This is a genomic window from Streptomyces cinereoruber, assembly GCF_009299385.1.
GTDB classification, from domain to species: Bacteria; Actinomycetota; Actinomycetes; order Streptomycetales; family Streptomycetaceae; genus Streptomyces; species Streptomyces bikiniensis.
Map to the genome: position 1 here is coordinate 1,498,160 of NZ_CP023693.1, position 25,885 is coordinate 1,524,044.

Sequence of the window (25,885 nt, forward strand, 5' to 3'; positions counted from 1 at the left end):
CTCCGTGTCCCATGCGACGGAGCAATCTCCCGGCGGAGCTGAACCGGTTCGTCGGACGGACCGCCGAGCAGGATGCGCTGGCGGCGCTCCTCCGGACGTCCCGGCTGGTCACGGTCGTGGGCGTGGGCGGGGTCGGCAAGACGCGGCTCGCGCTGCGGACGGCCGCGGAGGCGCAGAAACGCTACGGCGACGGGGTGCGGCTCGCCGAGTTGGCGCCGCTGCGCGACCCGGACCTGGTGGCGCACGCCCTGGCCGAGGCGCTCGGCCTCACGGACCACACGCCGAGGCCGCCGCACGAGGCCCTGGTGGAGCACCTCGCGGAGCGGCGCGTCCTGCTGGTGCTCGACGGTTTCGAGCACCTGGTGGAGAGCTGCGCCCCGCTGGTGCGGGAGCTGCTCGCGCACGCGCCGGGGCTCACCGTCCTGGCGGCCGGGCGCAGGCCGCTGCGGGTGGCGGGCGAGGCGGTGTTCCCGCTGGCGCCGATGGGCGAGGCGGACGCGGTGGCCCTGCTGGCGGAACGGGCGGCGGAGGCGGGCGCGCCGGTGCTGCCGGGGGTACCGGTCCTGCCGGCGGGCGCGGGCGGCAGGGGTGCGGCCGCGGACCCGGGCGGTCCGGAAGGTGCGGGCGCGGAGGGCGCGGGTGCGGAAGACGCGGGGGCGAGCGGTACGGACGCGAGCACGTCCCCCACCCGCACGCCCTCCTCCCGTGCATCCTCCGAAGTACCTGACTCCGTACGGGAGTTGTGTCGCCGGCTCGACGGGATTCCGCTCGCCCTCGAACTGGCCGCCGGGCGGCTGCCCCTGCTCTCCGCCGAGCAGATGCTGCACCGCCTCGACGACCGCTTCCGGCTCCTCGCGGACGGCGAGCGCGGGGCGCTCCCCCGCCACCAGGCCCTGCGGACGGCGATCGGCTGGAGCCACGAACTGTGCACGCCGAGGGAGCGGCTGCTGTGGGCACGCCTCTCGGTGTTCGCGGGCCCCTTCGACCTGGAGGCGGTGGAGTACGTGTGCGGGGGCCGCGAGCTGCCGCCGGAGCGGATCCTGGACCTGCTCGGGGGACTGCTCGCGCAGTCCCTGGTGTCGCGGGAGGACACGCCGGCGGGCCCGGCGTACCGGATGCTGGGGACGGTCGCCGCGTACGGGGCGGAGTGGCTGGCGGCGCTCGGCGACACGGAGCGGATGCGGCGCCGGCACCGCGACTGGTACATGGGTCTGGCCACCTGGTGCGAGCTGGAGTGGTTCAGTCCGCGCCAGCGGGAGGTGGCGGCCCGCACGGACGTGGCGCTGCCCAACCTGCGGGCGGCCCTCGAACTGTGCCTGGAGCTCCCGGAGGACGCGCACCTCGCCCAGCACCTGGCGGGCACGCTCTGGTTCGCCTGGGCGGGCTGCGGGCGCCTCTCGGAGGGCCGGTACTGGCTGGACCGGGCGCTCGCGCTCGACTCCGGGCACCAGGAGGCGCGGCTCAAGGCGCTGTGGGTGCTCGGGTACGTGGCGATCCTGCAGGGGGACGGCACGGCGGCGGTGGCGGCGCTCCACGAGTGCGGGGAGCGGGCCGGGGCCTCGGGGAACGCGCTGGCGGAGGCGTACGCGACGCACCGGATGGGCTGTCTGGCGCTGCTCACGGACGACACGGCGCGCGCGGAGGAGCTGATCGGGCGGGCGCTCGACTCGTACCGGGAGCTGGGCGAGCTGAACAGCAACGTGCTGATGGGCCAGGTCGAGGTGGCGATGGCGCGGGCCTTCCGGGGCGACCTGGAGGGGGCGGTGGCCCTCTGCCGGGAGGTCCGGGAGGTCTGCGAGGAGCGCGGGGAGCTGTGGACGCGGGCGTACGCGCTCTACGTCCTGGCGTACGCGGCGTGGACCCGGGAGGCGTACGGGGAGGCGCGGGGGCTGCTGGCCGAGTGCGTCTCGATCAACCACGCCTTCCACGACCTGGTGGGGCTGGTCCTGGCGATCGAGCTGCTGGCGCTCGTCACGGCGAGCGAGGGGGACCCGGCGGAGGCGGCGGTGCTCCAGGGAGCGGCGGTGCCGGTGTGGGAGGCGGTGGGCGTCCGGCTCTTCGGTTCGGCGTCGTTCGGCGGCCCCGGGGAGCTGTGCGAGGCGCGGGCGCGCGAGGCGCTGGGCGCGGAGGCGTACGAGGAGGCGTTCCGGGAGGGCCGGGGGCTCTCGGCGGACGCGGTGGTGGAGCGGGCGCTCGCCGGGCGCCGGGATCCGGCCGGGGGCGGTCCGGCGGCACCGCGCCCGTTCCGTACGGGCCGGTCGGCGGGGGTCCCGGGAACGCGGAAGCCCGCCGGCTCCCCCACCGGAAAGGGCGGGGAAGCGGCGGGCTGAACACCGCGGGGGTGGTACCGCGCCTGCGTCAGCGGGCGTAGTACTCGACGACCAGCTGCTCGTCGCAGATGACCGGGATCTCCTTGCGGTTCGGGTCGCGGTCGAGGCGGAACGCCAGCGCCTTCAGGTTGACCTGGAGGTAGCGGGGGATCTCGCCGTCGGGGGCGAAGCCACCCTCACGGGCGACCTCGAACAGCGGCTTGGTGCGGCTGCGCTCGCGGACCATGACGACGTCGTCCGGGCGGACGCGGAAGGACGGCTTGTCGACCTTCTGGCCGTTGACCTGGATGTGGCCGTGGACGACCATCTGGCGGGCCTGGTAGATGGTGCGGGCGATGCCCGAACGCAGGACCAGGGCGTCGAGGCGACGCTCGAGCTCGACGACCAGCGCCTCGCCCGTCTTGCCCTCGGCCTTCTTGGCGCGGTCGTAGGCGCGGGCCATCTGGCGCTCGCTGATGTCGTACTGGGCGCGCAGGCGCTGCTTCTCGAGCAGACGGACCTTGTAGTCCGAGTTCTGCTTGCGACCACGGCCGTGCTCGCCCGGCGGGTACGGGCGGGCCTCGAAGTACTTGACGGCCTTCGGCGTCAGCGCGATGCCGAGCGCACGGGACTTCTTGACCTTGGGACGCGACTGGTTAGGCACGTTCTCCAGACCTCCGTTGTAGGTTAGGTTAGGCTCACCTTACTCAAGGAGATCGCATGTCTCGCCCGGGGAACACCACTCGCATCACGGACGGCAACACAAAGAACGATGCCCCATCCATGGAGGAAGCCCCGGATGGCATCGATACGACGGAGGTCCGATCAGCTCATGGTCAGCCGCGTCCCAGCGGACTTGAAATCGCGCGGATGCCGTCAGCAGCCGAGCGCACACGAACTCTCGTACAGAGTACATGCTCCGGCGTACTGCTGATCCCGGGGGCCGAGGGGCACCGGTCCGAGCAGCTCGCGCCCGAGGCGCGGGCCGTGGGGCCCGACGGCGAGATCTTCTTGCTCTACGCCGCCGACGCCCCGCCCGTGCGGGCCGCCACGCACGTCGTGGACGACGAGCTGCCGGTCGTCCTGGAACTCACGGACGTGGCCCCGGTCTCCGTCCCCCACCGCATCCGGGGCCGCGCCTGGGTCTCCGGCTGGCTCACCTGCCTGCCGGGCGTCGCCGAGCAGGGCCGCATGATGCTGCGCCTGGAGGTCGGGGAGGCGCGCGTCGACGACCTGTGGGGCACCGCCGGGATCGACGCCGAGGAGTTCGCGGCCGCCGCGCCCGATCCGCTGCACGCGCACGAGACGGAGCTGCTCCAGCACCTGGCGGCGGCGCACGGCGACCGGCTGCGGGAGCTGGCATCGCTGCTCGGCGAGCGCTCGGCCGCCCTCGTCCCCACCCGGGACGTGGCCCCGCTCGCCCTCGACCGCTTCGGCCTGCGGGTCCGCTTCAGCGCGGGCCCCGGAGACTGCTTCGACGCCCGCTTCGACTTCCCCGAGCCGGTGCGGGAGGTCTCGGAGCTGCGCCGCGAGATGCACCGGCTCTTCGAGGCCGCCCGCGCCTGAGCGCGCTACTGCCGCTCGTCGCCCTTCAGACGGGTCCGCGCCCACTCCACCACGTCCGCGTACCGCGCCTCCCCGCCGTAGCGGGTGGGCTCGTAGTACCGGCGGCCGTGGATCGCGTCCGGGGCGTACTGCTGGGCCGCGATGCCGCCCGGCACGTCGTGCGGGTACACGTACCCCTGCGCGTGGCCGAGCTTGGCCGCGCCCTTGTAGTGGCCGTCGCGCAGGTGCGCCGGGACCGGGCCCGCGAGGCCGCCGCGCACGTCCGCGAGGGCGGCGCCGATCGCGGTCGTCGCCGCGTTCGACTTCGGGGCCAGGGCCAGGGCGATCGTGGCGTGGCTCAGGGTCAGCGCCGCCTCCGGGAAGCCGATCATGGCGACGGCCTGGGCGGCGGCGACGGCGATCGGCAGGGCGTTCGGATCGGCGAGGCCGATGTCCTCGCTCGCGGAGATCATCAGGCGCCGTGCGATGAAGCGCGGGTCCTCCCCCGCCTCGATCATCCGCGCCAGGTAGTGCAGGGCCGCGTCCACGTCCGAGCCCCGGATCGACTTGATGAGCGCGCTGGCCACGTCGTAGTGCTGGTCGCCGTCCCGGTCGTACTTCACGGCGGCCCGGTCGACGGTCTCCTCGACCGTCTGGAGCGTGATCTCCGCCTCCTTCTTGGCGATGGCCGCTCCGGCGGCGGCCTCCAGGGCGGTCAGGGCGCGGCGGGCGTCCCCGCCGGCGACCCGGAGGAGGTGCGCCTCGGCGTCCTCCGGCAGGGTCACGGCCCCGCCGAGCCCGCGCTCCTCCGTGAGCGCCCGGGCGAGCAGCCCCTTCAGGTCCTCGTCGGTCAGCGGCTCCAGGGTGAGGAGCAGCGAGCGGGAGAGCAGCGGGGAGATCACCGAGAAGTAGGGGTTCTCGGTGGTGGCGGCGATCAGCGTCACCCAGCGGTTCTCGACGGCCGGCAGGAGGGAGTCCTGCTGGGCCTTGGAGAAGCGGTGGATCTCGTCCAGGAAGAGGACGGTCTCCTTGCCGTAGCCGCCGACCGCGCGCCGGGCCCCGTCGATGACGGCCCGGACCTCCTTGACGCCGGCGGTGATCGCGGACAGCTCCACGAACCGCTTGTTCGTGGCCTTCGAGACGACGTACGCCAGGGTGGTCTTCCCGATGCCCGGCGGGCCCCAGAGGATCACGGAGGAGGCCCCGGCGGGGCCTCCGTCGCCGTCCCCCACGAGCCGGCGCAGCGGCGATCCGGGCTTGAGCAGGTGCTGCTGCCCCACCACCTCGTCGAGGGTGCGGGGGCGCATCCGGACGGCCAGCGGGCTGCTGGACGGGTCCTTCTCCTGGCGGTCTTCGGCGGCTGCGGTAAAGAGGTCGGGCTCCACGTCCACGAAGCCTAGGTCACGCCGCCGGCAATCCGGTCGGGATCAGCCCGTCCAGAAGTCCCACCAGCGGGTCAGGATCAGCATGCCGATGATCCCGACGTGCAGGACGGGCAGCACCCAGGTGAACTCGCCGAAGAAGGTCCTCAGGCCGGCGGGGGCGGGGATCACGCCGTGGCGCACGTTGTGCGAGGTCACGTACCAGAACATGACGATGGTCCCGACCCAGGCCAGGCAGCACCACAGGCAGAGCGCGTTGATCTCGTACAGCGACTGGTAGGTGAGCCAGGCGCAGAAGACGACGCCGAAGAGGGTGCCGGCGTTGAGGCCGAGCCAGTACCAGCGCCGGTAGCGTGCGCCGGCGAGCAGGCCGACGCCGATCGCGATCACCATGCCGTACGCGACGAGGCCGAGCATCGGGTTGGGGAAGCCGAAGACCGAGGCCTGGTCGCTCTTCATGATGTTGCCGCAGGAGACGACCGGGTTGAGGCTGCACCCGGGAGTGAAGCCGGGGTCCTCCAGGAGCTTGAACTTGTCGATCGTGATGACCCAGGCGGCGAGCAGTCCGGCCGCGCCCGTGATCACCAGGAGCCAGGCGAAGGCGCGGCTCGCTCCGATCGTGCCGGGTGCCGGGTCGTCCACCGCTGCTTTCGTCATGTTTCCGATCCGTCGGTCGGGGGCTGCTGGGCACGGACATTCTGCCGTACGGGGGCCCGTGCCGGCCGTTCGGTGGAGATAAGGAAGGGCCCGGCCGCTCGCGCGCACCGGGCCCCTCCTCGTACGGCCGGGGGTCAGGCCAGCTCGGCCCGGACCGCGTCCAGGAGGTCGTCCAGGGCGACCGCCCGCTGCTCGCCGGTCTCCATGTTCTTGAGCTGGACGACGCCCTCGGCGAGGTCGCGCTCGCCGGCGACGACGGCGAGGCGGGCGCCCGAGCGGTTGGCGTCCTTCATGGAGCCCTTGAGGCCCTTGCCGCCGAAGGAGAAGTCCGCGGCGACACCGGCCCTGCGCAGCTCGGTGACCTTGCCGAAGAGGATCCGGCGGGCCTCCTCGCCGATGGCGACGGCGAAGACGCTGGTGGCGGTGGGCAGGTCGAGCGCGACGCCCTCGGCCTCCAGGGCGAGGACCGTGCGGTCCACGCCGAGCGCCCAGCCGACGGACGGCAGCGCGGGGCCGCCGATCATCTCGGAGAGGCCGTCGTAGCGGCCGCCGCCGCCGACCGCCGACTGCGAGCCGAGGCCGTCGTGGACGAACTCGAAGGTGGTGCGGGTGTAGTAGTCCAGGCCGCGCACCAGCTTGTCGTCGTCCTCGAAGACCACGCCCGCCGCGCTCACCAGGGCGCGCACCTCCTCGTGGTACGCCTTGCACGCGTCGCACAGGTAGTCGCGCAGCAGCGGGACGCCGACCAGCTGCTTCTGCACGGACTCGCGCTTGTCGTCGAGGACGCGCAGCGGGTTGATCTCGGCGCGGCGCAGGGTGTCCTCGTCGAGGTCGAGCCCGCGCAGGAAGTCCTGGAGGGCCTCCCGGTAGACGGGGCGGCACTCCTTGTCGCCGAGCGAGTTCAGCAGGATGCGGAAGTTCCGCAGGCCGAGCGAGCGGTAGGCCTGGTCGGCGAGGATGATCAGCTCGGCGTCGAGCGCCGGGTCCTCGGCGCCGATCGCCTCGGCACCGACCTGCGAGAAGTGGCGGTAGCGGCCCGCCTGGGCCCGCTCGTAGCGGTAGTACGAGCCGGAGTACCAGAGCTTGACCGGCAGGTTGCCGAGCTTGTGCAGATTGCCCTGGAGCGCCGCGCGCAGGACGGACGCGGTGCCCTCCGGGCGCAGCCCCAGCTCCTCGCCGCCCTTGGTGGTGAGGGTGTACATCTCCTTGCTGACGATGTCGGTGGACTCGCCGACACCGCGGGAGAACAGCTTCACGTCCTCGAAGCCGGGGGTCTCGACGTAGCCGTAGCCGGAGTTCCGCAGCGGGGTGGAGATCGCCTCGCGCACCGCGAGGAAGGTCGCGGAGCGGGGCGGCAGCAGGTCGTACGTGCCCTTGGGGGCCTTGAAGGTGCTCACGTGGGTCGTCACATTCCTCGTCGGGGAGCGTCGGGGCTCCCGAGGCCGGCGGCCACCTGCCTGAGGTAGGGGTTGGTGGCGCGTTCCTGGCCGATGGTCGTCTGGGGACCGTGTCCCGACAGCACCACGGTCGAGTTGTCGAGGGGCAGGCACACGCGGGCCAGCGATTCGAGCATCTCGTCCATGTCACCGCCGGGCAGGTCGGTGCGTCCGACGGAGCCGGCGAACAGCAGATCCCCGGAGAAGAACACGGAGGGGACCTCCGCGGTCTCGGGCATCCGGAAGGTCACCGACCCCTTGGTATGACCGGGCGCGTGGGCGACGGAGAACTCCAGACCGGCGAGCTTCAGCGCGGAGCCGTCGGCGAGCTCGCGCACGTCGTCGGGCTCTCCCACGGTCAGCTCGCCCATGAGGGGCATACCGATGGAGCGGCCGAGGGCCTTCTCCGGGTCGCTCATCATGTAGCGGTCGGACGGGTGGATCCACGCGGGGACGTCATGGGCGCCGCACACCGGGACGACGGAGGCGACGTGGTCGATGTGTCCGTGGGTGAGGACGACGGCGACGGGCTTGAGGCGGTGCTTCCTCAGCGTCTCCTCGACACCCTGGGCGGCCTGGTGGCCGGGGTCGATGATGACGCACTCCTCGCCCGCGGCGGGGGCGACCAGGTAGCAGTTGGTGCCCCAGGCCCCGGCGGGAAAGCCGGCAATCAGCACGTTCGTCCTTGGATGTCGTCCGGCGCGAGGCGCGGAAATCACGGGAATGACGGGATTCAGCAGATCAGAGCCTACCGGCGGTCCCGGTTCCACAGCCAACCCGTATACGGTACGGGCACATCCGGCCAGGACGGGAACAGACGAGCGACAAGGAGCGGACCGGTGGTCAGCAGCGATCAGCGGCGGCGGCAGCTTGCCAGGGAGAAGTACGTGCGGCAGCAGCAGCGGCGGGAGGAGAAGCGCCGCAAGGACAGGCGCCGCAACACCGTCGTCGCGGCCGTCCTCGCGGTGGTGCTGGCCTCGGGCGGCGCCGTGTACGCCTCGGTGGCTCTGTCGGACGGCTCGAAGAAGGGCTCGGACAACGCGGCGGGCGACACGCCCACCACCCCGGCGCCCTCGCCCTCCGAGGAGGAGTCCGAGAACCCGGAGCCGAAGCTCACGGTGGACCAGAAGGCCTCGTACGACATGGCGCTCAAGACCAACGCGGGCGACATCACGATCGCCATGGACGCGTCGAAGACCCCGCGCACGGTGAACTCCTTCAAGCACCTCGCGGACAAGAAGTACTTCGACGGGAGCAAGTGCCACCGGCTCACCACGCAGAACATCTACGTGCTCCAGTGCGGCGACCCCCAGGGCACCGGCACGGGCGGCCCCGGCTACACCATCCCGGACGAGAACCTGGACGCCCTCGGCAAGGCCGGCTCGGACGGCTCGGTGACCTTCCCGGCCGGCACCGTGGCCATGGCGAACACCGGGCAGCCGGGCACCGGCGGCTCGCAGTTCTTCCTCGTCTACAAGGACACCAAGCTGCCGCCGACCTACACCCCCTTCGGGAAGATCGACGCGGCCGGCCTCAAGGCGGTCCAGGAGGTCGCCGCGGCCGGTGTCGAGGGCGGTGCCGGGGACGGCGCCCCGAAGAAGGCCGTGACCATCGAGAAGGCCACCGTCACGAAGAAGTGAGCCCGCGCGTCCGCACCGGTGGACCGGCCGTCGAATCTCGGTCGCGCTGAGTGCGGACAGCCGGGCCGCGGTTCGCCTAGATTGGCGGTGTGCAGCGTGGGCCGTCGGCCGCGCTGCGGAAGGCGGGCGAGGCCCGCCGGGAAACTGTGGACGATGCCCGCGGGGTGCGCCCCCGCGACGGCATCATGGTGAGGAGGCGCTGTGAGCAGCGACCCGTGGGGCCGCGTCGACGAGACGGGCACCGTGTACGTGCGGACGGCCGAGGGTGAGAAGGTCGTCGGATCGTGGCAGGCCGGCACCCCCGAGGAGGCCCTGGCCTACTTCGAGCGCAAGTACGAGGGCCTGGTGGTCGAGATCGGCCTCCTCGAGAAGCGGGTGAGGACCACCGACCTCTCGGCGAAGGACGCCACCGCGGCGATCGAGCACATCCGGCACCAGGTCGACGAGCACCACGTCGTCGGCGACCTGGCCGCGCTCTCCGCCCGGCTGGACAAGCTCGTCGAGACGGTCGAATCGCGCCGCGAGGAGCGCCGGGCCCAGAAGGCGAAGCAGGCCGACGAGGCCCGTGCCGCCAAGGAGAAGCTCGTCACCGAGGCCGAGGAGCTGGCCCAGAGCGAGCAGTGGCGTTCGGCCGGCGAGCGGCTGCGGGCGCTCGTGGACACCTGGAAGGGCCTTCCCCGGCTCGACCGGAAGTCCGACGACGAGCTGTGGCACCGCTTCTCGCACGCCCGCTCGGCGTTCTCGAAGCGCCGCAAGGCCCACTTCGCGTCCCTGGACGCGCAGCGCGAGGAGGCCCGCAAGGCGAAGGAGCGCCTGGTCGCGGAGGCGGAGTCCCTGTCGAACTCCACCGACTGGGGGGCCACGGCGGCCCGCTACCGCGAGCTGATGACGGACTGGAAGGCGGCCGGCCGCGCCCAGCGCGAGCACGAGGACGACCTGTGGAACCGCTTCCGCGGCGCCCAGGACGTCTTCTTCGCGGCGCGCGGCGAGGTCTTCGCCGAGCGGGACGCGGAGCAGGGCGAGAACCTCAAGGTGAAGGAGGAGCTCGCGGCCGAGGCCGAGAAGCTCGTCCCGGTGACGGACCTGAAGGCGGCCCGCGCGGCCTTCCGCTCCCTCAACGAGCGCTGGGAGGCCGTCGGCCACGTCCCGCGGGACGCCCGTCCCAAGGTCGAGGGCCGGATGCACGCGGTGGAGCGGGCGATCCAGGAGGCCGAGGAGGCCGAGTGGCGCCGGACGAACCCGGAGGCGCGCGCGCGTGCCGCGGGTCTGACCGGTCAGCTCCAGGACGCGGTCGAGAAGCTGCGCAAGCAGATCGACGCGGCCCGCGCCGCCGGCAACGACGCCAAGGCCGACAAGCTCTCGCGCGAGCTGGAGGGCCGCCAGGCCCTGCTCGACCAGGCCCTGAAGGGTCTGGAGGAGTTCGGCGGCTGATCCCGTCGCACGACACGAGGAGGGCGGCCCCGGTACGTACCGGGGCCGCCCTCCTCGTGTGTCCGTACCGCTACGGCCGGCGGGCCGAGGTCACGCGGTACACGTCGTAGACGCCCTCCACGCCCCGCACGGCCTTCAGGACGTGGCCCAGGTGCTTCGGGTCGCCCATCTCGAAGGTGAAGCGGGAGGTGGCCACCCGGTCGCGGGAGGTCTGGACGGCTGCCGAGAGGATGTTGACGTGCTGGTCCGAGAGGACCCGGGTGACGTCGGAGAGCAGCCGGGAGCGGTCCAGGGCCTCGACCTGGATGGCGACGAGGAAGACCGAGGACTGGGTCGGGGCCCACTCGACGTCCAGGATCCGCTCCGGTTCCCGGGACAGCGACTCCACGTTGACGCAGTCGCTGCGGTGGACCGACACCCCGCTGCCCCGGGTGACGAAGCCGATGATCGGGTCGCCGGGCACGGGGGTGCAGCAGCGGGCCAGCTTGACCCAGACGTCCTCGACGCCCTTGACGACGACACCGGGGTCGGCGTTCGAGCGGCGCTTGGAGCGGCCCCGGGTCGGCGGCGCGGACTCGTCGATGTCCTCGGTGGCGGCCTCCTCGCCGCCGAGCGCCTGGACCAGCTTCTGCACGATGGACTGGGCCGTGACGTGGCCCTCGCCGATCGCCGCGTACAGCGAGGAGATGTCGCTGTAGCGCATCTCGTGGGCGAGGGTGACGAGGGAGTCGCCGGTGAGGATCCGCTGGATCGGCAGGTTCTGCTTGCGCATGGCCCGCGCGATGGCGTCCTTGCCCTGCTCGATGGCCTCGTCCCGGCGCTCCTTGGAGAACCAGGCGCGGATCTTGTTGCGGGCGCGCGGGGACTTGACGAAGCCGAGCCAGTCGCGGGAGGGGCCGGCGCCGGCGGCCTTGGAGGTGAAGACCTCGACCAGGTCGCCGTTGTCGAGGGTCGATTCGAGCGGGACGAGCCGCCCGTTGACCCGGGCCCCTATCGTGCGGTGGCCGACCTCGGTGTGGACCGCGTAGGAGAAGTCGACGGGGGTGGCGCCGGCGGGCAGCGCGATGACGTCGCCCTTGGGCGTGAAGACGAAGACCTCGTTGCGGGAGAGGTCGAAGCGCAGGGACTCCAGGAACTCGCCGGGGTCCTCGGTCTCCTTCTGCCAGTCGAGGAGCTGGCGGAGCCACGCCATGTCGTTGAGGTGGTCGTCCTTGCCGGTCTTCTTCGGCACGTCGGTGCGCACCTTGGAGGCGCCGGCGACGGCCTCCTGCTTGTACTTCCAGTGCGCGGCGATGCCGTACTCGGCGCGCCGGTGCATGTCGAAGGTGCGGATCTGGAGCTCGACGGGCTTGCCGTTGGGTCCGATGACCGTCGTGTGCAGCGACTGGTACATGTTGAACTTCGGCATCGCGATGTAGTCCTTGAACCGGCCGGGGACCGGGTTCCATCGCGCGTGGACGGTGCCGAGGGCCGCGTAGCAGTCGCGGACGGTGTCCACGAGGACGCGGATGCCGACCAGGTCGTAGATCTCCGCGAAGTCACGGCCGCGGACGATCATCTTCTGGTAGACGCTGTAGTAGTGCTTGGGGCGGCCGGTGACGGTGGCCTTGATGCGGGCGGCGCGCAGGTCGGCCTGGACCTCGTCGGTGACGACGGCCAGGTACTCGTCCCGCTTGGGGGCGCGCTCGGCGACGAGCCGGACGATCTCGTCGTACATCTTGGGGTAGAGGATCGCGAAGGCGAGGTCCTCCAGCTCCCACTTGATGGTGTTCATGCCGAGCCGGTGGGCCAGCGGGGCGTAGATCTCCAGGGTCTCGCGGGCCTTCTTCTCCTGCTTCTCCCGCTTGAGGTAGCGCATGGTGCGCATGTTGTGAAGGCGGTCGGCGAGCTTGATGACCAGGACGCGCGGGTCCTTGGCCATGGCGACGACCATCTTGCGGACGGTCTCGGCCTGGGCGGCCTCGCCGAACTTGACCTTGTCGAGCTTGGTGACGCCGTCGACGAGGAGCGCGACCTGGTCGCCGAAGTCCCGGCGGAGGGTGTCGAGGCCGTACTCGGTGTCCTCGACGGTGTCGTGCAGGAGCCCGGCCATCAGGGTCGCCGGGTCCATGCCGAGCTCGGCGAGGATGGTGGTGACGGCGAGCGGGTGCGTGATGTACGGGTCGCCGCTCTTGCGCTTCTGGCCGCGGTGCCAGCGCTCGGCGACCTGGTAGGCCCGCTCGATCTGGCGCAAAGTGGCCGTTTCGATCTTGGGATCGTTGGAGCGGACGATCCGCAGCAGCGGTTCGAGGACCGGGTTGTACGGGGAGGAGCGCTGGACGCCGAGCCGGGCGAGGCGGGCGCGGACGCGGTTGGACGAGCCGCCCGAGCGGGCGGGGGCGTTCGCCGCGGGGCGCGCGGCCGGAGCGGGCGCGGGGGCCGGCTCGGGCGCGGGCCCGGTCTCCGCGGGCTTGTTCAGGGGCGTGCCGGTCCCCGGCGCGGCCTTTTCGGCCTTCGGGTCGGGCTGCGCGGCGGAGAGTGGCTGGGCCTCGTCTGGCAAAGAGCGCTCCTCTGGGGTCCCCCCGGACGGCGTCTGGGGGAGGTTCCGGGTCCCCCGGTCAGGACCGGAACGGCCATCGTATCGAGCCCGGACCCGCGCTGCTCACGCGCCCGGCGGGTGGACGGATCCGGCCACGGGCGGCATCCGCTTCCGGACGGCCGGACCGGGGCACTCCGGAGAACGACGGGGGCGCTCCGGGGATTCCCCGGAGCGCCCCCGTACGGGACGGAGCCCGACGTCAGACGGTGATCAGCGCCGTGAGCGGAGCGCCCTTCAGGGCCGGCTCCAGGCGGGCGCGGCCCGGCAGGAAGCCCAGCTCCATGAGGACGGCGACGCCGGCGACCTCGGCGCCCGCGCGGCGGACGAGCTCGATGGAGGCCTCGGCCGTGCCGCCGGTGGCGAGGACGTCGTCGATGACCATGACGCGGTCGCCCGCCGCCAGGTCCTCGGCGTGCACCTCGATCTCGGCGGTGCCGTACTCCAGCTCGTACGCCTGGCGGAGCGTGGCCCCGGGGAGCTTGCCGGCCTTGCGGACCGGGATGAAGCCCAGTCCGGCGCGGACGGCCACCGGGGCGGCCAGGATGAAGCCGCGGGCCTCCAGGCCGACGACCTTCGTCGCGCCGTGCGCGGAGCACAGCCCGGCGAGGGCGCCGGTGAGGGCCCCGAACGCCTCCGGGTCCGCGAGCAGCGGCGTGATGTCCTTGAACAGCACGCCCGGCTTCGGGTAGTCCGGTACGTCGCGGATGCGGCTGAGCAGGAGGCCGGTGACGTCCTGGGTTCCGGCGGTCATCCTCGGTGCTCCTGGGCGCGGCCCCGGCGGCCGGAGCGCGGGCCGACGACGGCGGCCTCCGGGCCGTCGGCGAACGCGTCCGTACCGTCCGCGGACTCGCCCTTGGCGGTGGCCCGCTTGGCGAGGACGCGCTTCTTGAGGGCCTTGATCGCCGGGTCGCGTTCCTTGAGGTCGGCGACGAGCGGGGTGGCGATGAAGATCGACGAGTACGCGCCGGCCGCGAGGCCCACGAACAGCGACAGCGAGATGTCGTTGAGCATGCCGGCGCCGAGGACGCCGCCGCCGATGAAGAGCAGGCCGGCGACCGGGAGGAGCGCGACGACGGTGGTGTTGATCGAACGGACCAGGGTGCCGTTGATCGAGCGGTTGGCCAGCTCGCTGTAGGTGAAGCGGGTCTGCTTCGTGATGTCCTTCGTGGACTCCTTGAGGGAGTCGAAGACGACCACCGTGTCGTACAGCGAGTAGCCGAGGATCGTCAGGAGGCCGATGACCGTGCCGACGGTGACCTCGAAGCCGACCAGGGAGTAGATGCCCACGGTGATGGTGAGGTCGTGGATGAGGGCGATGAGCGCCGCGACCGCCATTCTCCACTCGAAGGCGATGGCCAGGTAGATCACCACGAGGATCATGAAGACCCCGAGCCCTGTCCAGGCCTTGTTGGCGATCTGCTCGCCCCAGCTGGGGCCGACCAGCTCGGCGGCGATCTTGTCCTCGGTGACGTTCAGGTCCTTGGCGAGCTCCGCGCGGACCTGGTCGGACTGGGCGGTGTCGAGGCCGCCGACCTGGATGCGCAGCGAGCCGTTGCCGAGCTGCTGGACGATCGCGTCGTGGCCGGAGGCCTCCTCCGCGTACTCCTGGGCCTGGCTGACGGTGACGTCGGTCTTCGGGGTGGTGAAGACGGCGCCGCCCTGGAACTCGATGCCCATGTTGAGGCCGCGGACGGCGAGGGCGACGATGGCGGTGATGGTGATCAGGACGGACAGGCCGTACCAGATCTTGCGGTTGCCGATGAAGTCGTAGCCGACCTCACCTCGGTGCAGCCGGGCGCCGAGGTCTCCGAGCTTCGACATCTCACGCCTCCTTCGGGTCTACGGGGCCGGCGGGGGCGGTGGTGCGGCGGGTGCGGCGCAGCGGCGGCTTGGCGCCGAGGCGCTTCGGGTCCAGGCCGGACCACGGGTGGCCGTTGCCGAAGAACTTGGTGCGCGCGAGCAGCGTCATGACCGGCTTGGTGAAGAGGAACACCACGACGATGTCGAGCAGGGTGGTCAGGCCGAGCGTGAACGCGAAGCCCTGGACCTTGCCGACGGTGACGATGAAGAGCACGGCCGCGGCCAGGAACGACACGAAGTCGGAGACCAGGATGGTGCGGCGGGCGCGCGGCCAGGCGCGCTCGACGGCCGGGCGGAGCGTGCGGCCCTCGCGGAGCTCGTCGCGGATGCGCTCGAAGTAGACGATGAACGAGTCCGCGGTGATGCCGATGGCGACGATGGCGCCGCAGACGGCCGGCAGGTTCAGCGCGAAGCCGATGGCCGGGCCGAGCAGGGACATGATCACGTAGGTGAGGAGCGCGGAGACGCCGAGGCTGAGGATGGCGACCAGCGACAGACCGCGGTAGTAGACGACCAGGTAGAGGACGACGAGACCGAGGCCGATGGCGCCGGCGATCAGGCCGGCCTCCAGCTGGTCGCCGCCGAGCGCGGCGGTGACGGTGTCGACGCTCTGGGTCTGGAAGGAGAGCGGCAGGGCGCCGTAGGACAGGATGTTCCCGAGGTCCTGGGCCGACTCCTGGTTGAAGTTGCCGGAGATCTCGGCACTGGCGCTCAGCGTCTGGCGGACCGAGGGGGCCGAGACGACCTCGCCGTCGAGGACGATCGCGAACCGGTTCTGGGGGTCGGCCTGCTGCGACAGCTTGCCGGTGATCGACTGGAACTTCTTCGACCCGCCGTCGGTGAAGTCCATGGTGACGATCCACATGCCGCGCTGCTGGTCGAAGACGCCCTTGGCGTCGTCGACGTCGCGGCCGTCCACCTCGGCCGGGCCGAGGAGGTACTTCGACCAGACGCCCGGGGCGTCCTCGCCGCAGGCCACGGTGGGCTGGTCCGGCTTGACGCCCTGGCCGGCGGCGGTGCGCTGCTTGGGGTCGAGGCAGTTCAGAGCGGCGAACTTCTGCTCCAGCGCCGCGGTGGCGGGGTCGGGCGTGGGGGTCGCCTGCGGGGTGCCGGTGGCCTTCGGCGTCGCGGAGGACGAGGGCGAGGCGCTGCCGGTGGGCGTCGGGCTCGGGGCCTTGAGGGCCTCGGTGAGCGCGCGGCCCTGGGTGGAGGCGGTGGCCGACGGGGTGGCCGAGGACTTCTCGCCCGCGGTCGGGGCGGAGGGGGTGGCCGAGGGCTTCGGGGAGGCCGAGCCCGAGGGGGTGGCGCTGGGCGCCGCCTCGGGCGCGCCGTTCGTCACTCCGAGGACGGGCCGGAAGTAGAGCTGGGCGGTGGTGCCGACCTGCTCACGGGCCTGCTTCTCGTTCGTCCCGCGGGGGATGTTGACGATGATGTTCTCGCGGCCCTGGGTCTGGACCTCGGCCTCGGAGACACCCAGACCGTTGACACGGCGCTCGATGATGTCGACCGCCGTGTTCATGTTGGTCTCGTTGACCGCGGACTCCTGGCCGGGGTCGGCCTTGGCCTTGAGCGTGATCGACGTACCGCCGGCGAGGTCGATGCCGAGGCGCGGGGTGGTGTGCCCCGACCAGAACATGCCGCCGGTGAGCGCGACCATGGCGATCAGGATGAGTGCCAGGGCGCGGCCCGGCCGGCTCTGTCCCCCCGCCGGCCTTCGGCCCTTCTTCGGTGCTGCCACCTGTCGTATCTCCCTGTCCAACCGTCGCGCGACGGGTGTGTGCGCGACGGCCACGAAGTATGTGTGGGGACCATCCCCCGCAGACGTGGAACCGTTCGGGGGCGCGCGCACACCCGGCGGGCGTGCGCGCGGTTCCCCGTCGCGCTTACTTCGCGCCGGCCTCGCCGTCGGTCTTGCCGTCCTTCTCCCCCTCGGCGGCGACCTCGGCCGCGTCCGACTTCTTCGTCAGGTCGGCCTTGGGCGCGTCCTCGGCGGTGACGTCGGTGGCGCCGGTCAGCGAGGAGGCGTCGTCCGGGACGACGGTGTCGGAGTCCGGGGTCTCGACGCTGTCGTCGTCGCCGTGGACGATCCGGTTGTACTCGGAGTCCTCGAGGACCGCGCCGATCGCGTTCTTGGCGTAGACGGCGTGCACGCCCGGGGCGACCTCCAGGAGAACGGTCTCGTCGGAGATCTCCTTGACGGTGGCGTACATCCCCCCGATCGTGCGCACGCCGGTGCCGGGCTGCATCTCGTCGCGCATCCGCGCCGCCTGCTGCTGCTTCTTCTTGGCGGAGCGGGTCATCAGGAACATGGCCCCGATGAGGACGATGAAGGGGAGGAGGGTCACGATGTTCACGGGACGGGTTTCCTTCGCATGGTCGCGGAGAACCCGCGGCCTGATCTTCGGGGGTGGGCACGCCGACCGGAAAGGGCGGCAACGGCGGAGTCTAGGCGAGTCCGCATCGATGGAACAACGTCCAGCATCGCACCCTGGTTCCGGTCCGGGCGAGTGTCCGCACCGTCACGCCCCGAAGAGCCCCTGTTGTCCGCTTCCTGCTGTGCCCGGGCCCGCTGCCTGCGGCGGAACGAGGCCGAGGTGCGTCCAGGCGGCGGGTGTGGCGACCCGGCCACGGGGCGTGCGGGCCAGCAGACCCTCGCGTACGAGGAAGGGTTCGGCGACCTCCTCGACGGTCTCGCGCTCCTCCCCGACCGCGACCGCGAGGGTGGACAGGCCGACCGGTCCGCCGCCGAAGAGCTTGAGGAGGGCCTCCAGGACGGCACGGTCGAGCCGGTCGAGGCCGCGGCCGTCGACCTCGTACACGCTGAGGGCGGCCTCGGAGATCTCCCGGGTGATCGCTCCGTCCGCCTTGACCTGGGCGTAGTCGCGGACCCGGCGCAGCAGGCGGTTGGCGATGCGGGGGGTGCCGCGGGAGCGGCCGGCGATCTCGGCGGCGCCGGCCGGGTCGATCGCGACGTCGAGGAGTCCGGCGGAGCGGTGGATGACGCGCTGGAGCTCGGACGGGTCGTAGAACTCCATGTGGCCGGTGAAGCCGAAGCGGTCGCGCAGCGGGGGCGGCAGGAGTCCGGCCCGGGTGGTGGCGCCGACGAGGGTGAAGGGCGGCAGTTCGAGGGGGATGGCGGTGGCGCCGGGTCCCTTGCCGACGATGACGTCGACGCGGAAGTCCTCCATCGCCATGTAGAGCATCTCCTCGGCGGGCCGGGACATGCGGTGGATCTCGTCGAGGAAGAGGATCTCGCCCTCCTGGAGGGAGGAGAGGATCGCGGCGAGGTCTCCGGCGTGCTGGATGGCGGGGCCGGAGGTGATGCGGATCGGGGCGTTCATCTCGGCCGCGATGATCATCGAGAGGGTGGTCTTGCCGAGGCCGGGGGCGCCGGAGAGCAGGACGTGGTCGGCGGTGGCGCCGCGCTGCCGGGCGGCCTTGAGGACCAGGTCGAGCTGCTGGCGGACCTTCTCCTGGCCGACGAACTCGTTGAGGTCCTTGGGCCGCAGGGCCGCCTCGACGGCCTGGTCGTCGCCCTCGGCGGCGGCGTCGACGATGCGCGCCTCGGCGTCGGGTGCCCCGGCGGTGGTGTCGTCGTCCCAGTTCACGGTGGATGCCTTCTCGTTCGTACGGCCCGGCCGGGCGGGATCGGGGGTGGTCAGCGGGCGCGGTTGAGGGTCTGCAGCGCGGCGCGCAGGAGCTGCGGCACGGGGGCGGTGCCGGTCTCGGCGAGGGCGGCCTCGGCCTGCGGGGTGACGGCGCCGACGGCCTCCTCGGCCTCGCGGCTCGCGTAGCCGAGGCCGATGAGGGCGGCGGTGAGCTGCTCGGTCCAGGGGGCGGGGCCGGAGGCGACGCGCTGGGTGCCGACGAGGCCGCTGCTGCCGAGGGGGGAGCCGAGCTTGTCCTTCAGTTCGAGCAGGAGCTTCTGCGCGCCCTTCTTCCCGATGCCGGGGACGGCCGTCAGGGCCTTCTCGTCCCCGGTGGAGACGGCGAGGCGCAGCGCGTCGGGGCTGTGGACGCCGAGCATGGCCTGGGCGAGGCGGGGGCCGACGCCGCTGGCGGTCTGGAGGAGCTCGAAGACCTGCCGCTCGTCGTCGTCGGCGAAGCCGTACAGGGTGAGGGAGTCCTCGCGGACGACGAGGGAGGTGGCGAGCCGGGCGTCCTCGCCGATCCGCAGTCCGGCGATGGTGGCCGGGGTGCACTGGAGGGCCATGCCCACGCCGCCGACCTGGATCACGGCCGTGGTGGGGGCGAGGGCGGCGACCTGGCCGCTGACGAACGCGATCATCGGGTCCGGCCTTTCACTGCGGACGCGTGCCGGGCGGCCGCTTCCTGGAGACGGTTCTGGGCGGCGACGGCCTGCTGGAGGCGGTTCTGGGCGGGGGCCCGCCAGATGTGGCAGATGGCGAGGGCGAGGGCGTCGGCGGCGTCGGCAGGCTTGGGCGGCTCGGCGAGTCGGAGCAGCCGGGTCACCATCGTGCCGACCTGGGCCTTGTCGGCGCGGCCGCTGCCGGTGACGGCGGCCTTGACCTCGCTGGGGGTGTGCAGGGCGACGGGGATGCCGCGGCGGGAGGCGCAGAGCATGGCGACGGCGCTGGCCTGGGCGGTGCCCATCACCGTACGGACGTTGTGCTGGCTGAACACCCGCTCCACGGCGACGAGTTCGGGCGAGAAGCGGTCGATCCACTCCTCTATGCCCTGCTCGATGCCGACCAGGCGCATGCCGATGTCGGCGTCCGCGGGCGTCCGCACCACTCCGACGCCGAGCATGGTCAGGGGCCGGCCGGCGACGCCCTCGACGACGCCGACGCCGCACCGGGTGAGCCCGGGGTCCACTCCGAGTACGCGCACGTCGCCCCCTCTCTTCGATCTCCTGTTTGAGTCGATCTCCTGTTTGAGCAGGCTATCGGCTGCCACCGACAACGCGGCGGGCCGACGGGAGCGTGTCCCCGTCGGCCCGCCGCGTGAAGCATGTGATCAGGCGTCGACCTTCGCCATGACCTCGTCGCTGACGTCGAAGTTGGCGAAGACGTTCTGCACGTCGTCGCTGTCCTCCAGGGCGTCGATCAGCTTGAACATCTTGCGCGCGCCCTCCTCGTCCAGCTCGACCTGCATGGTCGGGACGAAGCTGGAGTCGGCCGAGTCGTAGTCGATGCCGGCCTCCTGGAGGGCGGTGCGGACCGCGACCAGGTCGGTGGCCTCGCTGATGACCTCGAAGGACTCGCCGAGGTCGTTGACCTCCTCGGCGCCCGCGTCGAGGACCGCGTCCAGGACGTCGTCCTCGGACAGCTCGCCCTTGGGGAGCACGACGACGCCCTTGCGGTTGAACAGGTACGAGACGGAGCCCGGGTCGGCCATGGAGCCGCCGTTGCGGGTCATGGCCACGCGCACGTCCGAGGCGGCGCGGTTGCGGTTGTCGGTGAGGCACTCGATGAGCACCGCGACGCCGTTCGGGCCGTAGCCCTCGTACATGATCGTGGCGTAGTCGACGCCGCCGGCCTCCAGGCCGCCGCCGCGCTTGACCGCGGAGTCGATGTTCTTGTTCGGGACGGAGCTCTTCTTCGCCTTCTGGATGGCGTCGTAGAGGGTCGGGTTGCCGTCCGGGTCGGCGCCGCCCGTGCGGGCCGCGACCTCGATGTTCTTGATCAGCTTCGCGAAGAGCTTGCCGCGCTTGGCGTCGATCACGGCCTTCTTGTGCTTCGTCGTAGCCCATTTAGAGTGGCCGGACATCTGCCTGTCTCCTTCGCGTAACCCATTTCTGAACGAACCCCAGAGATCCTACCGGGATCGGATCAGCCCGCCGCGCGCACCATGTCGACGAACAGGGCGTGGATGCGGTGGTCGCCGGTCAGTTCGGGATGGAACGAGGTGGCGAGCGCCCGGCCCTGCCGTACGGCGACGACGTGGCCCTCGTGCTCGGCCAGGACCTCGACGTCCGCGCCGACCGACTCGACCCAGGGGGCCCGGATGAAGACGCCCTCGACGGGGCCGTCCTCGATGCCCGCGACGGTGACGCCGGCCTCGAAGGACTCGTTCTGGCGGCCGAAGGCGTTGCGGCGGACGATCATGTCGATGCCGCCGAAGGTCTCCTGGCCCGAGCGCGGGTCGAGGATCTTGTCGGCGAGCATGATCAGGCCGGCGCAGGTGCCGTAGACCGGGAGTCCTGCGGCGATGCGCTCGCGCAGCGGCTCCATGAGGCCGAAGAGGGCGGCCAGCTTGGAGATGGTGGTGGACTCGCCACCGGGGACGACCAGGCCGTCGACCTCGGCGAGCTCTTCGGGGCGCCTCACCGGCCTGGCCACGGCGTCCGCCGCGGCCAGGGCGATCAGGTGCTCCCGTACGTCGCCCTGGAGGGCCAGGACACCAATGACGGGAGTGCTGCTCATCGGTGCTTACCAGCCCCGGTTGGCGTAGCGCTCGGCCTCGGGGAGGGTGTCGCAGTTGATGCCGACCATGGCCTCGCCCAGGTTGCGGGAGGCGTCCGCGATGACCTTCGGGTCGTCGTAGAAGGTGGTGGCCTTCACGATGGCGGCGGCGCGCTTGGCCGGGTCGCCCGACTTGAAGATGCCGGAGCCGACGAAGACGCCCTCGGCGCCGAGCTGGCGCATGAGCGCGGCGTCGGCGGGGGTGGCGACGCCACCGGCGGAGAAGAGGACGACGGGCAGCTTGCCGAGCTCGGCGACCTCCTTGACGAGCTCGTACGGGGCGCGCAGGTCCTTGGCGGCGGCGAACAGCTCGTTGTTGTCGAAGCCGCGCAGCTTGGCGATCTCGTTCTTGATCTGGCGCAGGTGGCGGACGGCCTCGACGACGTTGCCGGTGCCGGCCTCGCCCTTGGAGCGGATCATGGCCGCGCCCTCGGCGATGCGGCGCAGGGCCTCGCCCAGGTTGGTGGCGCCACAGACGAAGGGGGTGGTGAAGGCCCACTTGTCGGAGTGGTTGACCTCGTCGGCCGGGGTGAGGACCTCGGACTCGTCGATGTAGTCGACGCCGAGGGACTGCAGGACCTGGGCCTCGACGAAGTGGCCGATGCGGGACTTGGCCATCACCGGGATGGAGACCGCGCCGATGATCTCCTCGATCATGTTCGGGTCGGACATGCGGGCCACGCCGCCGTCCTTGCGGATGTCCGCGGGGACCCGCTCCAGGGCCATGACGGCCACGGCGCCGGCGTCCTCGGCGATCTTCGCCTGCTCGGCGTTGACCACGTCCATGATCACGCCGCCCTTGAGCTGCTCGGCCATGCCGCGCTTCACGCGCGCGGTGCCGGTCTCGGGGGACGAGGAGGGGGTGGAAGGCGTGGTGGACACGGATACCTCACTGGTGACAACGGGGGTTGACGACAGAGACGAGGAAACAGTCCACTCGCGGGCCACGGCAAGGGCCAATGTGGACCCGGTGGCTCGTTTTCGCAGGTCGAAAGGATCAAGCCGGGCGATCGGCAAGGGCCACCGGCGGTTCGTCGTCCATTTCGAAGGCCAGTGGGAAGGGGGCGTGGCCCGCGAGCCGGAGCCAGCGGACCGTGCGGTGGCGGCGCAGGGCGCGGGCGGCCCGTACGGCGTCGTTGTGGAAGCGGCGGGCCATCGGCACCCGGCGCACGGCCTGCGCCAGCTCCCCCGCGGCCTCCTCGCCGCCGGGCGCCTGCCGCACGAGGTCCATCTGCTCGGGCTCGCCGAAGACGGCCCGCAGCGCCTGGCTGAGCTCGCTCTCGGCGACCTCCCGCTGGTCCTCCTCGGCCTGCCGGGCGGCGTGCGCGGCCTCGTAGAGCACGATCGAGGCGGCCGGGTCGAGAACCCCTGAGGTGGCCAGCTCCTGGGTGACCGAGGCCCGGCGCAGCAACTGCGCGTCCAGGGCCGCGCGCGCGGCGTCGATGCGCGAGTGCAGCCGGTCGAGCCGCCCGGCGGTCCAGCTGAGGTAGACGCCGATGACGATCAGCGCGACGACGGTCCAGATCAGGGTTTGGGTCACGGGCGCACAGGCTACCGGGGTGGTGGCGGGCACCCCGCCCAGCGGCGGCGGGGTGCCCGCCCGAAACGCGGGGGCATGCGCGCGCGGGTACGGTCCCGCCGCCCGGCCCGCACGGGTTCGACGCCCATGGCCGGGGACCGGGGCCCGGGCCCGGACGGGCTCCCCTACAACCCCAGCCGCGCCCGCAGGCCGCCCGCTCGTTCGTCCGTGTCCACGGCCGCCGCGCCGTCCGTGACGGTCTCGTAGACCGCGAGGACGTCCGCGCCGACGGTGGACCAGTCGAAGCGGCGGACGTGGGCCGAGCCGCGGGTGCTCAGTTCCTCGCGGCGCTCCTCGTCGCCCAGGAGGCGGATCGCCGCGTCCGCCAGGGCGTCCGCGTCCTCGTTGGCGAAGAGTTCGCCCGCGCCGCCCTGGTCGAGGACCTGCGCGAAGGCGTCCAGGTCGGCGGCGAGGACCGGCGCGCCCGCCGACATCGCCTCGACCAGGATGATGCCGAAGCTCTCGCCGCCGGTGTTGGGCGCCACGTACACGTCGACGCTGCGCAGCAGCCGCGCCTTGTCCTCGTCGCTGACCATGCCGAGGAACTCCACCCGGGAGCGCATCTCGCGCGGCAGCGACGCCACCGCCTCCTCCTCGTCGCCTCGCCCGGCGACCAGGAGCCGCGCCCCGGGCCGTTCGGTGAGGATGCGGGGCAGGGCCTTCATGAGGACGGGCAGGCCCTTGCGGGGCTCGTCGATCCGGCCGATGAAGCCGAGGGTCTCGCCCTGCCACTCCTTCTTCGGCTCGGCGCGGGCGAAGAAGTCCACGTCGACGCCGTTGGGGATGACGACGGCGTCGCCGCCGAGGTGCTCGACCAGCGTGCGCCGCGCGTACTCGCTCACCGCGATCCGCGCGCTGATCTTCTCCAGGGCGGGCTGGAGGATGGGGTACGCGGCGATCATCGCCCGCGAGCGCGGGTTCGAGGTATGGAAGGTCGCCACGATCGGCCCCTGCGCCGCCCAGCAGGTGAGCAGCCCGAGCGACGGCGAGGTCGGCTCGTGGATGTGGACGACGTCGAAGGCGTTGTCGTGCAGCCAGCGGCGCACCCGCGCGGCCGACAGGAAGCCGAAGTTGAGCCGGGCCACCGAGCCGTTGTACGGCACGGGGACGGCCCGCCCGGCCGAGACCACGTACGGCGGCAGCGGGGTCTCGTCGTCGGCGGGTGCCAGGACGGAGACCTCGTGGCCGAGTCGGATCAGGTGCTCGGCGAGGTCGCGGATGTGGAACTGGACGCCGCCCGGCACGTCCCAGGAGTACGGGCAGACGATCCCGATCCTCACGCCGCCCCGCCCTCCCTCTCGCCCGGAGCCCGCTCGCCCGTCCCCGGTTCCTCCAGGTCCGCGAGCCACAGCCGTTGCAGCATGTGCCAGTCCTCCGGGTGGTCCGCGATGCCCTCGGCGAAGGCGTCGGCGAGGGCCTGGGTCATGACGGCCGTCTTCTCCGCGCGCGTACCCGCGTCGGGCACGTCCACCGGCGGATGGACCCGCCCCTTCATGACGGACGTGTCGTCGTACCAGAGCGTCGCCGGCAGCAGCAGGGCGCCCGTCTGCTGGGCGAGTATCGCCGGGCCCGCCGGCATCCGCGCGGTGTCCCCGAAGAAGGTCACTTCGATGCCGGAGGCCGACAGGTCCCGGTCCGCGACCAGGCAGACCAGCCCGCCGGCCCGCAGCCGCCGCGCCAGCCTGCCGAAGGCGGAGCCGCCGGTGTGCGGCACGACCTCCATGCCCAGGGACTCGCGGTAGGCGACGAACCGGTCGTACAGCGACTCCGGCTTGAGCCGCTCGGCGACCGTGGTGAACGGCACGCCGAGGGAGCGGGTCACCCACACGCCCGCGAGGTCCCAGTTGGCCAGGTGCGGCAGGGCGAGGACGACCCCGCGCCCGGAGGCGAGGCCCTCCTTCAGATAGTGGATGTCCTTGATGTCTATCCCGCGTTCGACCCGCTCCTTGCTCCAGGTCGGCAGCCGGAAGGACTCCATCCAGTACCGCATGTACGAGCGCATGCCGGCCCTCGACAGCTCGGCGAGCCGCTCGGGCGTGGCGTCCGGCACCACGCGCGCGAGGTTGGACTCCAGGCGCAGGACGCTCTTGCCGCGCCGCTTCCACGCGACGTCGGCGATCCGCCGCCCGAGGCCCGCGGCCACCGGTTCGGGCAGCTTCTTCACGGTCGCCCAGCCGAGCCCGTACAGGCCGTCGCTGAGCCGGTCCTTGAGGTCGCTCACGAGGCCGCCCCGCTTCCCCCGGCCGCGGCGGCGTCCGCCTCGGCCGACTCCCGCCGCACGGTGACGACCCGCTGCCCCAGGGTGACCGCGCTGCCGACGGCCACGATCCACAGCGCGATCGGCAGCAGCACCTGGATGCCGGGGACGCCGAAGGCGTGCAGTCCGGCGAGCCCGGCGGCGACCAGCGAGATCACGAGCCGCTCGGCGCGCTCGACCAGGCCGTTGACGGCGACGGGCAGGCCGATCGACTCGCCGCGGGCCTTGGTGTACGAGACGACCTGGCCGCTCGCCAGGCAGAAGATCGACACGGCGCACATCACGTTGTCGTCGCCCTTGCCCGCGTACCAGAGCGCGAAGCCGCCGAAGATCGCGCCGTCGGCGACCCGGTCGAGCGTCGAGTCGAGGAAGGCGCCCCAGCGGCTGGAGATCCCCGCCTGCCGGGCCATGTTGCCGTCGACGAGGTCGGAGAAGACGAACAGGGTGATGACGATCGTGCCCCAGAAGAACTCTCCGCGCGGGAAGAAGACCAGCGCACCGGCCATCACCCCCGCCGTGCCGATGAGCGTGACCGCGTCGGGGCTGACGCCCCTGCGGAGCAGAAACGCGGCGAACGGTGTGAGGACACGCGTGAAAAAGGCACGCGCGTACTTGTTCAGCATGGCCTTCCCGAGGTTCGGTGGGCCGCGCGGCCCTTGCGACCACCGGCCCGCCCATCGTAGTCACCGGTGCCCCCGGCCACCGGCGGTACCCGTCCCGCCGCGTCGGCGTCCCCCCGGAAGCCCGGCGGACGCGACGGAGGAACGGGCCCTCCCCGGGACCGAT

24 protein-coding genes are annotated in these 25,885 nt (G+C 72.2%); 4 read left to right on the forward strand and 20 right to left on the reverse strand.

The window, feature by feature from the left end; translation table 11 throughout:
- Positions 1–11 precede the first annotated feature (11 nt).
- The gene (locus tag CP977_RS06505) at positions 12–2,330 is read left to right on the forward strand and encodes an ATP-binding protein (RefSeq protein WP_062758438.1); all 2,319 of its coding nucleotides are present in this window, start codon (positions 12–14) and stop codon (positions 2,328–2,330) included.
- A gap of 28 nt (positions 2,331–2,358) precedes the next feature.
- Here CP977_RS06505 and rpsD read toward each other — a convergent pair whose 3' ends face one another.
- The gene (gene rpsD / locus CP977_RS06510) at positions 2,359–2,973 is read right to left on the reverse strand and encodes a 30S ribosomal protein S4 (RefSeq protein ID WP_062758443.1); all 615 of its coding nucleotides are present in this window, start codon (positions 2,971–2,973) and stop codon (positions 2,359–2,361) included.
- A 206-nt stretch (positions 2,974–3,179) separates the two neighbouring features.
- On the opposite strand from rpsD, the gene CP977_RS06515 reads away from it, so the two are divergent.
- Positions 3,180–3,875: a DUF2470 domain-containing protein gene (locus CP977_RS06515; RefSeq protein ID WP_152369767.1), complete on the forward strand. Its 696-nt coding sequence runs from the start codon at positions 3,180–3,182 to the stop codon at positions 3,873–3,875.
- 5 nt (positions 3,876–3,880) lie between these two features.
- Here the strand turns inward: CP977_RS06515 and CP977_RS06520 are convergent, their stop codons facing one another.
- The 4 genes from CP977_RS06520 to CP977_RS06535 form a co-directional block, all read right to left on the reverse strand.
- Positions 3,881–5,239, reverse strand: coding sequence for a replication-associated recombination protein A (locus CP977_RS06520; RefSeq protein ID WP_062759306.1), 1,359 nt, complete (start codon positions 5,237–5,239; stop codon positions 3,881–3,883).
- A gap of 42 nt (positions 5,240–5,281) precedes the next feature.
- On the reverse strand, positions 5,282–5,893 hold the full coding sequence (locus CP977_RS06525; protein ID WP_062758447.1) for a vitamin K epoxide reductase family protein: 612 nt from the start codon (positions 5,891–5,893) through the stop codon (positions 5,282–5,284).
- 134 nt (positions 5,894–6,027) lie between these two features.
- Positions 6,028–7,290: a histidine--tRNA ligase gene (gene hisS, locus CP977_RS06530; protein WP_062759308.1), complete on the reverse strand. Its 1,263-nt coding sequence runs from the start codon at positions 7,288–7,290 to the stop codon at positions 6,028–6,030.
- 8 nt (positions 7,291–7,298) lie between these two features.
- Positions 7,299–8,006 carry an MBL fold metallo-hydrolase gene (locus CP977_RS06535; protein ID WP_062758450.1) on the reverse strand — a complete coding sequence of 236 codons (708 nt, stop codon included), beginning with the start codon at positions 8,004–8,006 and terminating at the stop codon, positions 7,299–7,301.
- Between the two features lie 162 nt (positions 8,007–8,168).
- Here CP977_RS06535 and CP977_RS06540 point away from each other — a divergent pair, with 162 nt between their 5' ends.
- Both CP977_RS06540 and CP977_RS06545 read left to right on the forward strand, forming a co-directional pair.
- Positions 8,169–8,969, forward strand: a complete 801-nt coding sequence (locus CP977_RS06540) for a peptidylprolyl isomerase (RefSeq protein ID WP_062758452.1) — start codon at positions 8,169–8,171, stop codon at positions 8,967–8,969.
- Positions 8,970–9,170: 201 nt separating this feature from the next.
- On the forward strand, positions 9,171–10,400 hold the full coding sequence (locus CP977_RS06545) for a DUF349 domain-containing protein (RefSeq protein ID WP_062758454.1): 1,230 nt from the start codon (positions 9,171–9,173) through the stop codon (positions 10,398–10,400).
- A 70-nt stretch (positions 10,401–10,470) separates the two neighbouring features.
- Here CP977_RS06545 and CP977_RS06550 read toward each other — a convergent pair whose 3' ends face one another.
- The 15 genes from CP977_RS06550 to pgsA form a co-directional block, all read right to left on the reverse strand.
- Positions 10,471–12,939, reverse strand: a complete 2,469-nt coding sequence (locus tag CP977_RS06550; RefSeq protein ID WP_062758456.1) for a RelA/SpoT family protein — start codon at positions 12,937–12,939, stop codon at positions 10,471–10,473.
- Positions 12,940–13,177: 238 nt separating this feature from the next.
- Positions 13,178–13,729 carry an adenine phosphoribosyltransferase gene (locus CP977_RS06555; protein ID WP_062758458.1) on the reverse strand — a complete coding sequence of 184 codons (552 nt, stop codon included), beginning with the start codon at positions 13,727–13,729 and terminating at the stop codon, positions 13,178–13,180.
- A complete protein-coding gene (secF, locus tag CP977_RS06560) occupies positions 13,726–14,799 on the reverse strand; it encodes a protein translocase subunit SecF (protein ID WP_062758460.1) in 1,074 nt (357 codons plus the stop codon). Before secF ends, CP977_RS06555 begins: the two co-directional genes overlap by 4 nt.
- A gap of 1 nt (position 14,800) precedes the next feature.
- Positions 14,801–16,576, reverse strand: coding sequence for a protein translocase subunit SecD (secD, locus tag CP977_RS06565; protein ID WP_062758462.1), 1,776 nt, complete (start codon positions 16,574–16,576; stop codon positions 14,801–14,803).
- 145 nt (positions 16,577–16,721) lie between these two features.
- Positions 16,722–17,192: a preprotein translocase subunit YajC gene (gene yajC / locus CP977_RS06570; protein WP_062758465.1), complete on the reverse strand. Its 471-nt coding sequence runs from the start codon at positions 17,190–17,192 to the stop codon at positions 16,722–16,724.
- 165 nt (positions 17,193–17,357) lie between these two features.
- Positions 17,358–18,446 carry a Holliday junction branch migration DNA helicase RuvB gene (gene ruvB / locus CP977_RS06575; RefSeq protein ID WP_062758466.1) on the reverse strand — a complete coding sequence of 363 codons (1,089 nt, stop codon included), beginning with the start codon at positions 18,444–18,446 and terminating at the stop codon, positions 17,358–17,360.
- 50 nt (positions 18,447–18,496) lie between these two features.
- Complete coding sequence (ruvA, locus tag CP977_RS06580; RefSeq protein WP_062758469.1) at positions 18,497–19,126, reverse strand: Holliday junction branch migration protein RuvA; 630 nt, start codon at positions 19,124–19,126, stop codon at positions 18,497–18,499.
- Entirely contained in the window at positions 19,123–19,689 is a 567-nt protein-coding gene (ruvC, locus tag CP977_RS06585) for a crossover junction endodeoxyribonuclease RuvC (RefSeq protein ID WP_062758472.1), read from the reverse strand. Before ruvC ends, ruvA begins: the two co-directional genes overlap by 4 nt.
- A gap of 126 nt (positions 19,690–19,815) precedes the next feature.
- A complete protein-coding gene (locus CP977_RS06590) occupies positions 19,816–20,568 on the reverse strand; it encodes a YebC/PmpR family DNA-binding transcriptional regulator (protein ID WP_062758475.1) in 753 nt (250 codons plus the stop codon).
- 62 nt (positions 20,569–20,630) lie between these two features.
- Positions 20,631–21,224, reverse strand: a complete 594-nt coding sequence (gene pdxT / locus CP977_RS06595) for a pyridoxal 5'-phosphate synthase glutaminase subunit PdxT (protein WP_062758478.1) — start codon at positions 21,222–21,224, stop codon at positions 20,631–20,633.
- 6 nt (positions 21,225–21,230) lie between these two features.
- The gene (pdxS, locus tag CP977_RS06600) at positions 21,231–22,145 is read right to left on the reverse strand and encodes a pyridoxal 5'-phosphate synthase lyase subunit PdxS (protein ID WP_062758481.1); all 915 of its coding nucleotides are present in this window, start codon (positions 22,143–22,145) and stop codon (positions 21,231–21,233) included.
- A gap of 115 nt (positions 22,146–22,260) precedes the next feature.
- Entirely contained in the window at positions 22,261–22,803 is a 543-nt protein-coding gene (locus tag CP977_RS06605; RefSeq protein WP_062758484.1) for a LemA family protein, read from the reverse strand.
- 164 nt (positions 22,804–22,967) lie between these two features.
- The gene (locus CP977_RS06610; protein WP_030214856.1) at positions 22,968–24,122 is read right to left on the reverse strand and encodes a glycosyltransferase family 4 protein; all 1,155 of its coding nucleotides are present in this window, start codon (positions 24,120–24,122) and stop codon (positions 22,968–22,970) included.
- Positions 24,119–25,063, reverse strand: coding sequence for a phosphatidylinositol mannoside acyltransferase (locus CP977_RS06615; protein ID WP_062758486.1), 945 nt, complete (start codon positions 25,061–25,063; stop codon positions 24,119–24,121). The genes CP977_RS06610 and CP977_RS06615 overlap by 4 nt, the downstream gene beginning before the upstream one ends.
- Positions 25,060–25,722: a phosphatidylinositol phosphate synthase gene (pgsA, locus tag CP977_RS06620; RefSeq protein ID WP_030214850.1), complete on the reverse strand. Its 663-nt coding sequence runs from the start codon at positions 25,720–25,722 to the stop codon at positions 25,060–25,062. Before pgsA ends, CP977_RS06615 begins: the two co-directional genes overlap by 4 nt.
- Between the last annotated feature and the right edge of the window lie 163 nt (positions 25,723–25,885).

Excerpts from the sequence above, each read along its gene's own strand:
- CP977_RS06505 (WP_062758438.1), top strand. The coding sequence starts at position 12 with ATGCGACGGAGCAATCTCCCGGCGGAGCTGAACCGGTTCGTCGGACGG.
- CP977_RS06515 (WP_152369767.1), top strand. The coding sequence starts at position 3,180 with ATGCCGTCAGCAGCCGAGCGCACACGAACTCTCGTACAGAGTACATGC.
- CP977_RS06525 (WP_062758447.1), bottom strand. The coding sequence starts at position 5,893 with ATGACGAAAGCAGCGGTGGACGACCCGGCACCCGGCACGATCGGAGCG.
- CP977_RS06555 (WP_062758458.1), bottom strand. The coding sequence starts at position 13,729 with ATGACCGCCGGAACCCAGGACGTCACCGGCCTCCTGCTCAGCCGCATC.
- secF (WP_062758460.1), bottom strand. The coding sequence starts at position 14,799 with ATGTCGAAGCTCGGAGACCTCGGCGCCCGGCTGCACCGAGGTGAGGTC.
- ruvA (WP_062758469.1), bottom strand. The coding sequence starts at position 19,126 with ATGATCGCGTTCGTCAGCGGCCAGGTCGCCGCCCTCGCCCCCACCACG.
- CP977_RS06590 (WP_062758475.1), bottom strand. The coding sequence starts at position 20,568 with ATGTCCGGCCACTCTAAATGGGCTACGACGAAGCACAAGAAGGCCGTG.
- pdxT (WP_062758478.1), bottom strand. The coding sequence starts at position 21,224 with ATGAGCAGCACTCCCGTCATTGGTGTCCTGGCCCTCCAGGGCGACGTA.
- pgsA (WP_030214850.1), bottom strand. The coding sequence starts at position 25,722 with ATGCTGAACAAGTACGCGCGTGCCTTTTTCACGCGTGTCCTCACACCG.